At 63.2% G+C, this 14,724-nt stretch carries 14 protein-coding genes and 1 tRNA gene; 7 read left to right on the top strand and 8 right to left on the bottom strand.

Annotated elements, in window-relative coordinates:
• The 3 genes from ACILRF_RS03395 to ACILRF_RS03385 all read right to left on the bottom strand — a co-directional run.
• The coding region (locus tag ACILRF_RS03395; RefSeq protein WP_395670862.1) for an SIR2 family NAD-dependent protein deacylase at positions 1-562 on the bottom strand (562 nt) is incomplete at its 3' end.
• A 93-nt stretch (positions 563-655) separates the two neighbouring features.
• A complete protein-coding gene (locus ACILRF_RS03390; RefSeq protein ID WP_395670861.1) occupies positions 656-931 on the bottom strand; it encodes a DUF167 family protein in 276 nt (91 codons plus the stop codon).
• Between the two features lie 16 nt (positions 932-947).
• Positions 948-1,268: a YggT family protein gene (locus tag ACILRF_RS03385; protein ID WP_395670860.1), complete on the bottom strand. Its 321-nt coding sequence runs from the start codon at positions 1,266-1,268 to the stop codon at positions 948-950.
• Between the two features lie 119 nt (positions 1,269-1,387).
• Between ACILRF_RS03385 and ACILRF_RS03380 the strand changes: the two genes are divergently transcribed.
• Together ACILRF_RS03380 and ACILRF_RS03375 are read left to right on the top strand one after the other, a co-directional pair.
• Positions 1,388-1,463 (top strand) — tRNA-Ala (locus ACILRF_RS03380).
• Positions 1,464-1,563: 100 nt separating this feature from the next.
• A complete protein-coding gene (locus ACILRF_RS03375; protein WP_395670859.1) occupies positions 1,564-3,153 on the top strand; it encodes a DUF6538 domain-containing protein in 1,590 nt (529 codons plus the stop codon).
• Positions 3,154-3,217: 64 nt separating this feature from the next.
• Here ACILRF_RS03375 and ACILRF_RS03370 read toward each other — a convergent pair whose 3' ends face one another.
• Entirely contained in the window at positions 3,218-3,421 is a 204-nt protein-coding gene (locus ACILRF_RS03370) for a helix-turn-helix transcriptional regulator (RefSeq protein ID WP_395670858.1), read from the bottom strand.
• A 331-nt stretch (positions 3,422-3,752) separates the two neighbouring features.
• Here ACILRF_RS03370 and ACILRF_RS03365 point away from each other — a divergent pair, with 331 nt between their 5' ends.
• Positions 3,753-3,923, top strand: coding sequence for a hypothetical protein (locus ACILRF_RS03365; RefSeq protein ID WP_395670857.1), 171 nt, complete (start codon positions 3,753-3,755; stop codon positions 3,921-3,923).
• Between the two features lie 8 nt (positions 3,924-3,931).
• On the opposite strand, the gene ACILRF_RS03360 is transcribed toward ACILRF_RS03365, so the two are convergent.
• From ACILRF_RS03360 to ACILRF_RS03345, 4 genes are all read right to left on the bottom strand, one after another.
• Complete coding sequence (locus ACILRF_RS03360; protein WP_395670856.1) at positions 3,932-4,543, bottom strand: hypothetical protein; 612 nt, start codon at positions 4,541-4,543, stop codon at positions 3,932-3,934.
• Between the two features lie 22 nt (positions 4,544-4,565).
• Positions 4,566-5,153: a hypothetical protein gene (locus tag ACILRF_RS03355; RefSeq protein WP_395670855.1), complete on the bottom strand. Its 588-nt coding sequence runs from the start codon at positions 5,151-5,153 to the stop codon at positions 4,566-4,568.
• 154 nt (positions 5,154-5,307) lie between these two features.
• The gene (locus ACILRF_RS03350; RefSeq protein ID WP_395670854.1) at positions 5,308-6,663 is read right to left on the bottom strand and encodes a helix-turn-helix domain-containing protein; all 1,356 of its coding nucleotides are present in this window, start codon (positions 6,661-6,663) and stop codon (positions 5,308-5,310) included.
• A 15-nt stretch (positions 6,664-6,678) separates the two neighbouring features.
• On the bottom strand, positions 6,679-7,254 hold the full coding sequence (locus tag ACILRF_RS03345; protein WP_395670853.1) for a recombinase family protein: 576 nt from the start codon (positions 7,252-7,254) through the stop codon (positions 6,679-6,681).
• Positions 7,255-7,742: 488 nt separating this feature from the next.
• On the opposite strand from ACILRF_RS03345, the gene ACILRF_RS03340 reads away from it, so the two are divergent.
• The 4 genes from ACILRF_RS03340 to ACILRF_RS03325 all read left to right on the top strand — a co-directional run bounded on the left by ACILRF_RS03340 (position 7,743) and on the right by ACILRF_RS03325 (position 14,679).
• Positions 7,743-8,699 (top strand): hypothetical protein, encoded by a 957-nt coding sequence (locus tag ACILRF_RS03340; protein WP_395670852.1) that lies wholly within the window; start codon positions 7,743-7,745, stop codon positions 8,697-8,699.
• Positions 8,700-8,843: 144 nt separating this feature from the next.
• The gene (locus tag ACILRF_RS03335; protein WP_395670851.1) at positions 8,844-10,898 is read left to right on the top strand and encodes an N-6 DNA methylase; all 2,055 of its coding nucleotides are present in this window, start codon (positions 8,844-8,846) and stop codon (positions 10,896-10,898) included.
• The gene (locus ACILRF_RS03330) at positions 10,895-13,939 is read left to right on the top strand and encodes a type I restriction endonuclease subunit R (protein ID WP_395670850.1); all 3,045 of its coding nucleotides are present in this window, start codon (positions 10,895-10,897) and stop codon (positions 13,937-13,939) included. The genes ACILRF_RS03335 and ACILRF_RS03330 overlap by 4 nt, the downstream gene beginning before the upstream one ends.
• Positions 13,939-14,679 (top strand): M48 family metallopeptidase, encoded by a 741-nt coding sequence (locus ACILRF_RS03325; RefSeq protein ID WP_395670849.1) that lies wholly within the window; start codon positions 13,939-13,941, stop codon positions 14,677-14,679. Before ACILRF_RS03330 ends, ACILRF_RS03325 begins: the two co-directional genes overlap by 1 nt.
• Positions 14,680-14,724 lie beyond the last annotated feature (45 nt).

The following is a 14,724-nucleotide window of genomic DNA, read 5'->3' as shown; positions in this document are numbered from 1 at the left end:
AGAGGTCACAGGCCTCGGTCTCCGCCTCGGCCCGGGCCATCGGCCCCTCCGGCATCGCCTGGCCGAACGAGATGGTGGCGCTCTTCACCAACCCGCCGCAGCTCCGGCAGGTCGGGATCACCCCCCGCTCCACGAACGGCGCCCGCAGATCCTCGAGCTCGTAGCGCTCGGCGCACTCCAGGCAGGCGGCGTAGGTCGCGTTGCCGTGCAGCTCGATGACCCGCTCGGCCGGAACCCCGCTCGCCTGGTGCAGGCCATCGACGTTCTGGGTGATCACGCTGGTCGCCTTGCCGGCCGCGACCAGCCGCGCCACCGCCATATGCCCGGCGTTGGGCTGGCCGCCGACCCAGCCCGCCCGGCCGGTGAAAACCCGCTCCCACGCCTCGCGCCGCGCCGCCGGATCGCTGACGAAGCTGTCGAAATAGATCGGCTTCATCCGGCTCCACACCCCGCCCGGGCTGCGGAAATCCGGAATGCCGCTCTCCGTCGAGATCCCCGCCCCGGTGAACACCACCATCCGGCGGGCGTCGGCGATCATGCGGGCGAGGTCGGCGCGGGACATGGCCGCCAGCCTACCAGACTCCGCGTCGCGGTCTCCCTCTCCTCACGGGAAGGGCCGACCCGGCCAAGCCGACCGGGATGGGGCCGGCCATCGTCACACCGCTCCGAACGCCCGCGCCAGATCCTCCGGCCCGACGCCCTCGGCCTCGATCTGCTTGACCCGCGCGGTCTCGCCCTGCGCGATCCGCACCGCCGACTTGGGCACGCCCAACGCCTTGGCCAGCACGGCGACCACCGCCGCATTCGCCGCTCCGTCCGCGGCGGCGGCGGCCACCCGGACCTTCAGCAGCGGCCGCCCGGCGCCGTCGGCGACCCAGCCCTCGACCGCATCGCGCCCGCCGCGCGGCGTCACGCGGACGGCGAATCTCATTCGGCCGCGCGACGTCTCAGACGCCGGCCGCCAGACGGATCAGGAAGCCCTCCAGCGCCGGCAGCAGGTATCGCTGCACCCCGGTGATCACCAGGATCACGACGATCGGCGACAGGTCGACGCCGCCCAGCGGCGGGATGATCCGCTGGAACGGCCGCATCACCGGCGCCGTCACCGCATCGAGGAACCGGCTGACGCTGTAGACGAAGCGGTTGCGCAGGTTGATCACGTCGAACGCCACCAGCCACGACAGGATCGCGCTGATGATGATCGCCCAGACCAGCAGGCTCAAAAGGCTGGAGATGATGAAGAACACGAACTGAATGATCGCGACCATGAGGCCCTCGTCCCGCGGCGTAAGCTCCGCTTCTAGCCGCCTTTCAACGCACGGCAAGGCTGTGGGCGCCACAGGTGCTTGACAGAGGCGCACCGGAAAGGGTTATTCCGCGCCTTCCTGGGGCCGTAGCTCAGTTGGTAGAGCGCCTCGTTCGCAATGAGGAGGTCAGGGGTTCGACTCCCCTCGGCTCCACCAGGAACCTCTAGGCCATTGGATGGTCTAGAAAATTCCACAAGATCAGTCGCTTAGAATGTCCAAGCCCCCTGCGTCTGCTACACATGATGCAGAGGGAAAGATGCCGACTGGTCTCATTCGTCGCGGTGCTCGCTACTCCATTCGCCGCCGTGTTCCGCTGGCTTTGGTCGCTTACTATGGCAAGGCAGAAATAACGCAGGCGCTGGGGACGGCGGACCCAAAAGTCGCGCGCCAGCGACTGCCGTTGAAATGGGCCGCGCTGGACAAGGAGTTCGCGGCGGTCCTCGCAAAGCTTAATGCTGAACCGGCTGCGCCTTCTGCGACGGCGGGTCCAATACCCGAAGCGACGGCTCCTGATCGCTACGCGACGATGAGCGAGGCTGAGTGGGACTACATGGTCGAGAACGAGAAGTTCTGGGCCGACCAGGGCGCCAAGGAGGAGTTCGAGCGGGAGGAAGCGGAGGCTATCGAGCAGCGCCTCCTGCGCATGTCGGAAGGATCCGAGCGCGGGCTCACGCTGGAACAGCGCGCCGTTCGCAATCTGCTGCGGGACCAACAGCAGTATCGGCGGATTGCAGAAGAGCAGACGGCGGCTGCGCGCTCAGAGATCGCGCGAGCCCACGTGGCTCAGCAGGGGCGAACTACACCGACCGGTGATCCCAAAGCCGAGTCCCGAGCCGCCGATACGTCGACTTCGCTCGATGCCATCGTGGACAAGTGGGCCGCCGAGCGGAAGGTCAGCGCAAAGGGCGTAGATACCCACCGCGCCGTTGCTCGATGGTTCGTGGAGCGCCTCGGTGTGGTGGCCGTCGAGAAGATCACGAAGCGTGACGTGCTAGCTTTCAAAGACAAGCTGCTCGCGGAGGGAACGTCGGCGGCCAACGTGAAGGTGAAGCTCACCCGCCTGCGGACGCTGCTCAACTACGCTGCCTCGAATGACTTCATCCCTGAAAACCCGGCGAAGGATGTCACCGTCGTCGTGCCGGACGCGGAGAAGAACAAGCGCAAGCCGTTCGACCTCCCGTCGCTCACGACGATCTTCGGAAGCCCCGTCTACAGTCAGGACGAACGGCCCACCGAAGGCCGGGGCGAGGCCGCCTACTGGCTGCCGCTGCTCGCGCTCTACACGGGCGCCCGGCTTGAGGAGTTAGGCCAACTCCGGCCGAACGACGTGCGCGAGGAAGCCTATCCCGACGCGGAAGAGAACGAGCAGAAGGCGTGGTTCATTCACCTGACCGAGGACGAGGAGGACGGTCTCAAGCTCAAGAACGCCGGGAGCGAGCGCGTCGTGCCGGTCCACCCCGCTCTGGAGCATCAGGGCTTCCTGCGGTTCATCCGGGCCGCCAAGGACGCGGGCCAAACCCGCCTCTTCCCCGACCTGCGGCCGAACAAGTATGGCCGCCTTACAGCCAAGTGGGGTGAGTGGTTCGGGGCCTACAAGCGCAACGTCTGCGGCATCACAGATGGACGGCTTGTGTTCCACTCCTTCCGCCACACCTTCAAGCGCTACGCGCGGCACGTGAAGATGGTCGAGGGTGTCCAGCGCCAGATTATGGGGCATAGCGGCAAGGACGCGGCTGACGACTACGGCGACGGCTACACCCTTCACCAACTCGTTGAGGGGATGAGGCAATACAAGGTGCCCGGCTTCAAGCTGCCGCCCCCGCCGCCCTACCTCCGCTCGGCCTAAGCCGCGCTCGCGTCGAAAGCCCGGTCAGCGGTCGCGGAGTGAGGCTTTCACGCGTCGTCGGCGGCTACAGCCCTGCCGCTGTCAGGATGTCAGATGGCTGCACCTTCATGGCCGTCGCGATCCGGAGAACGGCGAGGACGCTGACGTTCCGCTTGCCGCGTTCGACCTCGCCCATATGGGTGCGGTTGATTTGTGCGGCGTCTGCCAGCGCTTCCTGAGACATCTTCAGTTCGAGACGCTTGGCGCGGATCGCGTCGCCCAGCTTCACGAGCGCGCGTTCTCCCTCCGACCTGTTCGCGACCCGTGGCACGGCGCGAACGTCGCCCAATGTTGGATTTACGCACCACCTGATCTATGCACCATTCGACGTCGCAGCCTGGGCTGCGGATAGTTGGGGGCATGAGTTGAGACAGTTGGCGTGCGCCGTCTTCATCGCATCGACGGCTATGGCTTCCTCGGCAGGAGCGCAGCCGCAGCCCGCGCAGCCGACAGCCGCCCGTGACGCGTTCCACGCGTGCTTTCAGGCCGTCCAGGCGCAGCTAGAGGCCACGAAGCCCACGCCCGAGCGCTATCAGATGGCGATTGAGGGCGCCTGTCTCATGGAAGAGGACGCGTCGCTAACCGAGTTCGAGACCTATTTACGGGCCTGGGACCGGGGCCACAGCGATGTCACGGCCAAGAGCGTCCAGAACGCCCGCGCAGGATATCGCCGCGTGCGGCTGCAAACGGTGAGCGACTACACCCTGCGATACGAGGCGAGGCAGAGGTAGCGCCCACCTCAGTCTACGGACCAGCCCGCCCAGCGGAGCACCGGCCTGAGGTCGGGGAACATCTCCAGGGCGTTCATGCACTCCCGCCAACTGAGCTTGTTGAAGTCAGGCTCCACGTGTCCGTCTGGAAAGCTCACCTCCAGCCTGCCGGTAGGCCAGCGCTTGGCCGCGATGCCATTCACTTCGTGTGTGGTGAACTCGTCGTTCCGGTCGGCTTTCAGCCGCTCCAGGCGGTCGAGGTGGCTGTCCAGGCTCCGCTGCACGACCGGCGCGAGCCCGGCCTTCATCCGCTCAAAATTCTCGCCGCTGCGGGCCAGATGGCAGGCGTAGCAGGATCGGTCCCGCGTCCGTCGCCGGAAATTGCCGCATCTAGGACAAAGGCCGCTGATGTCTATGTAGGATGGGGCGCCCGCCATGAAGGCGGCAAACCGGCCCTCGTTCGAGACGCGCTTCCGTAGGGCTTCAGCATAGGCGGGGTCGGCTTGGCAGATGGTCCGCTGGCGAGCGTCCAGCTTGTCGGCGCGGGGTTGGCGCTGGTGGAGCGTGAACCTCGGGTCCTGGGCTGCGCCATAGGCGACGCGGCGAGGACGAGACGCCCTTTTGTCCGGTTTCTCGTTCATAGTTCCTATGAAAGAAGGGGAGTTACGAGGGCTTTCCCAGCAGCGCCTCTAGGACATCCACCCGAAGCTTCTGGTCGCCGACCGCGATCCGCTTGTAGCCCTTGTCAGAGGTGAAAATCTTGTAGGGGCGGTCGCCGATGACCACGGCCTCCGGGGTGAAGGTGACGGTCACGGACACCGAGCGGTTCGCCTTGCGTCTGAGTGCCTGTCCCGTCAGTCCCTTCTTGATCTTGGAAAGAGTGTTGTAGGTTTTCAGGTCCAGGGGCGTCTCATTGCGGCCGAGCATCCCTTGGATTTCCCGAAGCAGGTATTTGGGCAGCGGTCGGTCCAGGTAGCCTTCCTCAACGTGGAAGCTCGGGAACCGCGCCTGTATGCCCGCCACGATCTGCTTGTTCGTCCGGCTGCGGTATTCCTTACTCGTGATCAGGCTGTCCACCACCTGGATCGGCACGCGGCTGAAGCCCTTGGGGCGCTTCTTGTAGAACCTCACCTGCGCCGTAGCGCCCAAGCCCGCCGCTCCTGGCGTGCGCTCAACGTAGGCTCTGAGGAACTCGCTGACCTTCTTGTCGGCCTCCAACTGGAGCGCCCGACGCGCCTCACTTACCGGCATCAAACCCTCAAAACTTCGCCCCATGTCCACGCCTCGCGCGGACGCACTCAGTGGGAGCGTCTGTGGCACAGGCCGGGCCGGGGCGGCAAACGTCGGCAGGCGAGCGCGGCCTCCCGTCGCAACTCGAAACCGGGTCGTGGAGTGAGGGCGCTCGTTAGAAGGTGCGTCTCTGAAGCGAGGCCAGCTCCTCTTCCACAAGCCGCTTCGGTAGTTGGAAGAAGTCGAACAGCTCATAGAGGGGTCTTAAAATTGCGAACACCACCTCAGGAAGAGCCTGAGGCAGCGCCTCCACGGCCACCGTTTCTGTCGCCTCGTAGCTGTTCTGCTCCGCCCTATGTCCGTCAAATAGAAGACGGTTGGGGTTGCCGTAGGACACGAGCTGCCGGCCAGCTAGACCAACCCACCGGCAGTGACAGATAAGATTGGCATCTGCGGCATTGAGCGCCTTGGCGATGTAGGAGGCTTGGAGGATGGCCTCTCCGATACGCCACGTTGGCGTCGTGATGTCGAAGGACGTGCCCGGCGTGACCTCCCGATAGCCGCCGTCCTCCGGAAGTCCTCGACGGGTGAACAGCAGTCCGTCCGGCGAAACTCGCCAGAAGTCGTGGTGAGCCGGCTTGTCGTATGAGCCATCCGTATCGGGACCCCGCCAGAACTCAACAGCCCCGTCGATGGCCTTGGGTGCAAAAGGGTCGCGCGTGAGGGTCAGGAATGGAGGCCAGCCTGAGTGGTTGCGGACGGAAGATGCGATTGTGGCGCGCAGCTCCGGCAAGCTCTGCACGTCGAACGTGCCGTCTATCGCGATGCCGACATCATAGTGGCCGCTAGGCAGCCGAGGTGCAGCGTCCTGGGGTAGCGGGGCGACACGGCTCTCCCAACGCTCGACAGCGGCTCGCTCGAACTCTGCCAGTTGCTCGGCGCGAGACTGCTTCGACGGGGCTGCAGTTGGTATGACCCCCGCCATAATCATGCGCATGGCCTCAACAAGCTCGGCTTGCCGGTTTTGGACACACCGCTCTATCAGGCGGTCCCACTCCTCTGCCGTGCGGGGCTCCTCGCTGTTCGGCCCTGGTCGCCGCACGTAAATGCGTTGAGCGACGAGCTTTGCCCCATCTGGCGATCCGCTTTTCGCGCGAACAGGGACGCGGTGCCCGCCTGGCACGGAGATGACGGGGAAGCGATCAGATCCGCTGCCGCGCGTCCGGTGCTGCACTCTGCACTGAATAGCGGGATCAACATACTTCGCGACGATGCTCTGCACGCGATCTTGCGACCACTCATCAAGGTTGGGAGGACGCGCCGTCGCTGGCTCGAATGAGCCGTCCGCCTGCTCTTCGAAGCCGATGATGATGTAGCCGCCACCATGATTTGCCAGGGCGATGATTTCCTTGGCGAGTGCTGCGCGGTGGTCATTGGTGGCCAGGTCCAGCCACTCCTTGACCTCCACGTCTAGCGCCTCGCGCGGCTCAGCGAGAAGCTCCTCCAGGTCCGCGTTGGTGACCTCTGCCATAGGTCTTCTGCCCTCCTAGGACGCGGCGCAGTATCGCTTCACGGTGGCCTCCGATAGCTGGAAATGACGGGCCGTATCTTTGATGCTGGCTGAACGCGCACGCCTCCAAGCGGCCACAGCAGCGGCGTCAGCGGCCTTGGGACGGCCAAGGCCGTCCTTCCCCCGGTGCGTCTTTCCGGTGGCCTTCAGCGCCGCTCTGGCGGCCGCACGGCCGCCCTCGGTTCGCTCCCTGATCCTGCGCCGCTCCATGTCCGCGATCTGGGCCAGCACGGCGAGGATGAGTTCGCCCACGTCCCCGGCAATCGGGCCGAGCCCGTGAACTTCCACGGTCACGCCGTTCCGGATTAGTTGCCGCACGGTAGTCTGCACGTCGAGTGCATCACGGCCGAGGCGATCCACTGCGTAAACGCAGACGGCATCTCCCTTCCGCACCTGCTCCAGGAGCTTGGCGAAGCCGGGACGCTCGGCGGCCATAACGCCTCCGCTGATCCCTTCGTCCTTGAACTCCTTGTCGAAGCCGCCGCCCATGGCTTGTCGCTGAGCTTCGATGCTCTGGTCCCCGGTGCTGACCCGGTAGTAGGCGATGCGCATAGGCTAGCTCACAAGTTAGGGTGACGATTTCTCCAGCTCATAAGCTGGCTCAAATGCCAGGGTCAAGTATCTTATGCGCCATAGCGCAGAACCTACAACTTTTGAGCGGCTATCCGTTTGACCTGTAGGGGTGCGCTTACTGGCCTAGCTTCGTGTCATGCCTTGGAAGCGGCGCTCAATCCGCGCGCTGCTGAGATGGTCCCACACTACCGCTAGCCTACGTGCACAGCATCGGAGCCAACACAGATGATCGTTCTCGACCCGCCCGTCCTCTACGCCGTCGCCGCTCTGGTGAGCGCGTGCGGTGCCGCCATCGCTGGCGTGATCTGGGCTGTTAGGCGGAAGCCGTGACGCTTGACCTGTTCTGCGGCTGCGGGGGCACCCCCTATGGGGCAATAGCGCGCTCCACAGTCCGAGGGCATGGTCTCGCAACAGCTTATCAAATTTTAGGTCGGCCTGCATTCGCAGGTCATCACAAGGGGGCAGTAGTGGAGGAAGCGTCCGGCGAGGAAAATCGCAAACTAGCGCTTATGCGCTTCACGCTTGGCTCACCGTGCGCCCTCGAAATCGAGCAGAGCGTAGCGGACGGGCTTGTTAGGGCCATGGAGATCATCTTGGAGATGGTCAGCGTGGAGCAGAAATTCTCGATTATTATGGAGAATTTTCTGGAGTTTGAGCAGGAGATTGCTTCAACGGTTCTCAGAGACGCCTACTTCTCCAGCCAATCGGCTCAGGAGTTCTTTGATGCCAAGCAGGCTTTCAATCGGCGTGCGCTAAATATTCTCACTGCCGTGAGGCTGTATCACGATCAATCCCACAGCCATGTGAGGGTTATATTTCCAGATGAACCCGAACGGTGGGGAGAACTAAAGCGGGCGTTCTCGGAAGAATATGATCAATACTTGTCGTATCGAACGATGGAAGCGCTTCGCAACTACGCTCAGCATCGCGGCCTACCAATCCAGGGCCTGACGATGGGGTCGAGATGGTTGGACTCACAGACGCCCGCCAGCAGGCTAGAGTTCAATGCGGCCACGAACATCATCATTAGCGAACTAGAGAGCGACTCTAAGTTCAAAAAGAGTGTGCTGGAGGAGCTAAGGCAGGTGGGCGGGAGCAAGGGTGTCGTGGATGTGCGGCCAATGGTCCGCGAATACATCCAGAGCATCGCGAGCGTGCACGAAAAATTCCGGGGAATGTCAGACCCTCTCGTAGAGGAGAGCTTGTCATTGGTCGAAGAGTGGAAGGGGAAATACAAGAAGCACTGCCCTAGCACAGAGCAATCATCAATCGCGGTGGGTTGGCAGTATGAAAACCGCTCCAGAGAGCGGATTGCCTACCTCAACGATGAGCAGATCTCGCAACTCGCCATTCTGAGAGGGCGGACTAGGAGCAACGTCAACTTGGCGAAGCGCTTTGTGACGACGGCCCCCTATCAGCGGTGACACTGAGAAGATCGAAGCTAGGTGCAGCGCCCCCCCTTGAAGCACGGCTGCTGATCTAGGCAGGGAGGCTTGACCGTCTCTCGCTCAATCGCTCCAACACGGTAGGGAGCGCGTCGGAGTTGCGGCGCGCGAAGGGGCGTATCGGTGGCCAAGCTCACGCAATCAGAACTCGAAACCCACCTATGGAAGGCGGCGGACATTCTGCGCGGCCACGTCGATGCGGGGAAGTTCAAGGACTACATTTTCGGTCTGCTCTTCTACAAACGCCTCTGCGACGTGTGGGAAGAGGAGTTCGAGGTCCTGCTCGCCGAGACCGGCGACCGCGAGGAGGCGGCCGAACCGGACGAGCACCGCTTCCACGTTCCGGCCGAACACCGCTGGGACGCGGTGCGGAAGCACTCGACGCAAATCGGCCAGCACCTAAACAACGCCTTCGCCGCCATCGAGGACAAGAACCTGCGGCTGCGCGGGGTGTTCGGCGACATCGACTTCGCCAATCAGGAACGCTTCCCTGATGCGCGGCTCGAAGCCCTGCTCGCCCACTTCGAGAAGCACCGGCTGCGGAACGCCGACGTGCCCGCCGACATGCTCGGCGACGCCTACATGTATTTGATCAAGCAGTTCGCCGACAGCGCGGGCAAGTCGGGCGGCGAGTTCTACACGCCCCGGCAGGTCGTGCGGCTGATCGTCGAGTGCCTTCAGCCCCAGCCCGGCATGTCAATCTACGACCCGACCTGCGGCTCTGGCGGCATGCTGCTGGAAGCCGTCCAATACGTGAAAGACCACGGCGGCAACGCCCGCAGCCTGTCCCTCTTTGGTCAGGAGAAGGAACTCGACACGTGGTCCATCGCTGAGATCAACCTCTTCCTCCACGACATCGACGATGCGTTTATCGCCAAGGGCGACACCTTGCTGGCGCCGAGGCGATACGACCCCAAGACCAAGGAGTTCGTGGCGGGCGTCGGCGCCTACGACCGGGTGATGGCCAACCCGCCATTCTCGGCAAAGGAATGGGGCCACGAGATTTGGTCCAACGGCGATCCGTTCGGGCGAGACAAATACGGTTGCCCGCCCAAAGGCTACGGCGACCTCGCGTTCGTCCAGCACATGATTGCCAGCCTCAAGCCGGGAGGATTGCTCGGCGTGGTCGTTCCCGACGGAATGCTTTTCCGGGGCGGCGGGGAACGCACGATCCGAGAGAAGCTTGTGCGGGCCGATCTTGTGGAAGCGGTGATCGGGTTGGCACCCAACATCTTCTACGGGGCGGATGCTCCCACCAGCATTTTGATCATCAACGCATCCAAGCCTGACCACGCTCGCGGCAGGGTGCTGATTGTGAACGGAGAGGAAAAGTTTGCTCCCGGCCGCGCTCGAAATGCGCTCTCGGACGAGGACGTGCAGTGCTTAGTGACCGCCTACCAGAATCGAGCGGAAGTGCCGCGCCTCGCAACGGTAGTGACAACCGAGCAGATTGCCGATCTAAAGTTCAACCTCTCACCTAATCGCTATGTGCCGCTATCCTCCCCCGCAGAAAGTCATGAGCCTGACGTTCTAATCTCTGCGTTTGAGGCTGAATGCGCGGCGTTGAACGCCTCTATTGGGGATGCCAACCAGTCCATCAAACGACTCTTTGATACTGACTGGTCCATCGACGCTCCGAGAACTCGCAAACTTGGCGAGATGGCCCAACTCATCTCAGGCCAGCACATTCCTGCTGCGGACTACAATACAAACGGAGACGGGGTTCCTTACCTTACCGGCCCGTCCGACTTTCCTAACGGAAAGATCAAAACGACAAAGTATACCAAGTCCCCCAGGGTAATGTGTGCTGAGGGAGACATTCTTATCACCGTTAAGGGCTCGGGCGTCGGCAAGACTACCATCGCAGACCGGGCTTATTGCATCAGCAGGCAACTTATGGCGATCAGGCCAGCGGGTGTGGATTCACAGTTTTTGTATGAAGTTATACAATCCATTGTAAAGGACCTAAACGAGCAGGCAGGAGGTCCAATCCCCGGCATTACGCGAGACGATATTCTGTCAAAGGATGTCCTAATATATCCAGAGGCGAAGCAATCGATGCTTGGGGGCGACTTCACGTCTATACGCCGACTGATCGAGACGCTTTCTAATCAGGCGGCCATTCTGGAAAAGCTTCGGCTTGCGGCGACCGAACGCGTGCTTGGTCGCGTCGAATGAGCGAATACCGCCTCGCCGAAAAGCCGACGCTCGATGCGCTGACCGGACTGGGCTACCAGCCGCTCTCGTCCGAGGCGGCCATGGTCATGCGGCAGGAGGAAAACCGCGTCATCCTCGCGCCAGTGCTGATCGAGGCATTGCAGGCCCTCAACGGCATCGGCGCGGCCGACGCGGAAGCGATCTACGGCGAACTCTCCACGCTTTCTGACAACGAGGAATGGCAGAGGAAGCTGCGCGGGGCCTACTCGCGCCGGTTCGCCGGGGAGGCCCGCGACCGACCGATTAAGCTGATCAACTTCAAGCACCCCGAGCGAAACAGCTTCCACGTAGTCCGCCAGTTCCGCGTCGCAGCCCAGCGTTCGCGGATTGCCGACATTGTGGTGTTCGTGAACGGCATTCCGCTGGTGGTGATCGAGGCCAAGTGCCCGTTGAAGGCCACGGCGAAGGCCGAGGAGGCGTTCGAGCAGATCAAGCAATACGAGCGGGACATCCCGCGCCTCTTCTACTCCAATGCCTTCAACCTCGTGACGGACGGGATCAGGACCGAATACGGGGCCACCGGCAGCCCGTCGCAGTTCTACGCCCCTTGGCCGGATGCATGGCCGAGGAGCCGGGACGAGTTTCCCGACGATCTCTCCAAAGACCTCTGGTGCCTGTTGGAGCCGTCGCGGCTGCTGGACCTTCTGGCCCACTTCATCGTTTTCGAGACCGATCCCGAGAGCGGCCGGAAGATCAAGAAGGTCTGCCGCTACCAGCAGTTTCGAGCGGTGAACAAAGCGGTCGCCCGTGTCGCCGAGGGCAAGCTCAAGAAGGGGATGATCTGGCATACGCAGGGATCGGGCAAGAGCCTGACCATGGTGTTCCTCGCGCTGAAGCTGAAGACCCACCTGACGCTGGACGCGCCGACGCTGGCCAACCCGAACATCCTCGTCCTGACCGACCGCATCGATCTTGACGACCAGATTTCCAAGACCTTCGTCGCCTGCGGCCTGCCGAACCCGAAGCAGGCTGGCTCGGTCGGTGAATTGCGCGAGGCCGTGGCGCGTAGCGGCAACGGCCAAATCCTACTCTCGACCATCTTCAAGTTCGCGGGATCGAAGGACCCGATCCCGAACTCCGAGAACTGGATCGTGCTCGTGGACGAGTGCCACAGAACTCAGGAGAAGGACCTCGGCGCCTACCTTCAGGCGACGCTGCCTGACGCGCGGTTCTTCGGCCTGACCGGCACGCCCATCAAGAACACCGACAAGGACACCTACGCCCGCTTCAGCGAGCCTGGCGAGGGCTACCTCGACAAGTATGGGATCGACGACGCGGTGCGCGACGGCGCGACGGTGCCGATCCTCTACGAAGGGCGAAAGACCGATTGGTCGATCAACGAGGCCGAACTCGACATCCTGTTCGACCGCTGGTTCGTCGATCTGGCGGACGAAAAGCGCGAGCAGTTGAAAGCCAAGGGGCTGACGCTCGCCACCATCGCCAAGCACCCTGAGCGTGTGCGGCTGGTCGCCTTGGACATATGGGAGCACTTTAAGCAGGTCTGCCGCCCGGACGGCTTCAAGGCTCAGATCGTCTGCGTGGATCGCGAGGCCGTGGTGCTCTACCGCGCCGCGATGGCGGCCGTGATCGCCGCCGATCTGGTGAAGGGCGGGATGGACGAGGCCGATGCGAGGGCCAAGGCCGACACGATGATCGCCTGCGTGTTCTCCAAGTCTCAAGAGGACAACAAGCCGTCCGAGGACCCCGAGATCGCCGCGCTCAGGGCTGAGCTCGAAGGCTGGTATCTCGACGACGCGGCCGAGAAGGAGGCCAAGAAGCGGTTCAAGGCGTTCGGCGATGAGCCGAGTTTCCTGATCGTCTGCGACAAGCTGCTGACTGGCTTCGACGCACCCATCGAAGCGGTGATGTATCTCGACAAGCCGCTGAAGGAGCACGGGTTGCTTCAGGCCATCGCCCGCACCAATCGCACCTGCTCGCTCAAAAAGCCGGATGGGGTAGAGATCGAAAAGCCCCATGGCCGGATCGTCGACTACATCGGGGTGACCAATCACCTCGACGGGGCTCTGGCTTCCTACCGTGCCGAGGACGTGCAGAACGCCCTGCGCGACATCGGCATCTTGAGAAACGACCTCAAGGAAGCCCACGCTCGCTACGCCCGGCAGAAGCGGCTGATGGGCCTCGACGGAATGGACGAGAAGGCGGCGGCCTATGCGGTCGGCAAGATTGCCGCCGAGGGCCGCGAAGACGATTGGTTCGAGCTTCAGCGGCTCGCCCGCAACTTCGTCCGCGTCTACGGCGACCTCTCTCCCGATCCGGCAATCTTGGAGTTTACCGCCGAGGTGAAGTGGGCGGCGGCGTTCCTGCGGCTGGCGACGCAGGTGATCTCGAAGGACGAGAGCGTCGATCACAAGAGCTATACGGGCAAGATCAGGGACATGCTGGAAGAGCACGTCCACGCCACCGGCCTCTCGACCACGATCCGGCTGCGCTCGATCACCGACCCAAACTTCGCCGACGACTTCGCGGTCGAGGAGAAGTCGGAGGAGGAGCTTCAGGAGGCGTTCGTCCGAAAGTCGGCCGAGCTTCGTCGAGTGACCCGTGAACTCGTGGATAAGAACCCCGCGCAATACGGGCGCTTCTCCGAGCGGGTGCTTGAGATCATCCGCCGGTTCGAGGAGGGGCAGATCGCCGCCGCAGAAGGGCTGCGGGACTTCGAGGACCTGGCGGGCGGCATCAATGCCGAACAGGGCGCTCACGCCGACCTGGGCATGGACGAGCGCGCATTCTCGATCCTCCGGATCGTGGAGGTGCTGGCGACCGACGTTGACCATGCGAGCTTGCAGGCTGCCGCCGTCCAGATCGGGGACCTCTACGCGACCGCACAGCGCGATCAGCCCTCTTGGTTCTTCATGGACGGCTACCGCAAAGACCTCCGGAAAGCCATGCGGCCGATCCTCCGCTCGCATGGCGTGGCAGACGCTTCGGCCGTCTGTGAAAAGATCGAAGAGTTCGCGGTTCACGCCTACGCGGGCGACCGCTGATGCCCAGCGTGTGGGTTGGACAGACGGAGATCCCCTACGAGCTGCGGCGCTCAGCGGTGGTGTCGGAGCGCCGCATCACCGTTACGCCGGGCTGTGTGGAGGTGCTGGCCCTCGTGGGTGACGATGAGGCTGAAGTCGAAGGCTTTCTCCGCCGCAAGCGTCAGTGGCTGTTCGATACGCTGCGCGAGATGGAAGAGGCCTTGGTCAAGCGGCCCGTCGTGCCGCGCTTCCGCAGTGGGTCGAAGATACCGTTTCGCGGTCGCCAGTGGCCGCTGATCGTGCGCCGTCACGACGGGCGTCACGTCGAGATCACCCACCGCAACGGCTTCCTCGTTGATCTGCCAAGCTGGGTCACGGAGGAAGCGATAGAGGCGGTCGCCGCAACTGAAGTGAAGCTGTGGCTGAAGCGTCGCGTGCGGTTGGACGCCAAGGAGATCGCCGCAAACTACCACCGTCGATTCGGCCTGAAGCCCCGCTCGACCCGCCTTGCCGAGTTCGTGACGGGCTGGGGCTCCTGCACCCCGGCTGGAACCTTGCATCTGGACTGGCGGCTCGTGTTCGCACCCAAGAGAGTGCTGGAATACGTCGTGGTCCACGAACTGGCCCACCTGAAACATCGCTCCCACGGCGATGAGTTCTGGTCCTTTGTCGGCTCCCTGATGCCCGACTATGAAAGGCCGAAAGCATGGCTGGAAGCCCACGGCGCCAGCCTCGACGCCGACTTCCTGAGGCGCGCTTAGTTCGCGAAGTCTTCCGCGATGGCGCTTTGGCTGCTACACAGGGGC

Source organism: Phenylobacterium sp., assembly GCF_044236515.1.
Lineage (GTDB): Bacteria > Pseudomonadota > Alphaproteobacteria > Caulobacterales > Caulobacteraceae > Phenylobacterium.
The sequence above is the reverse complement of the archived record's forward strand: the minus strand, read 5'-3'. Positions and strand labels throughout refer to the sequence as shown.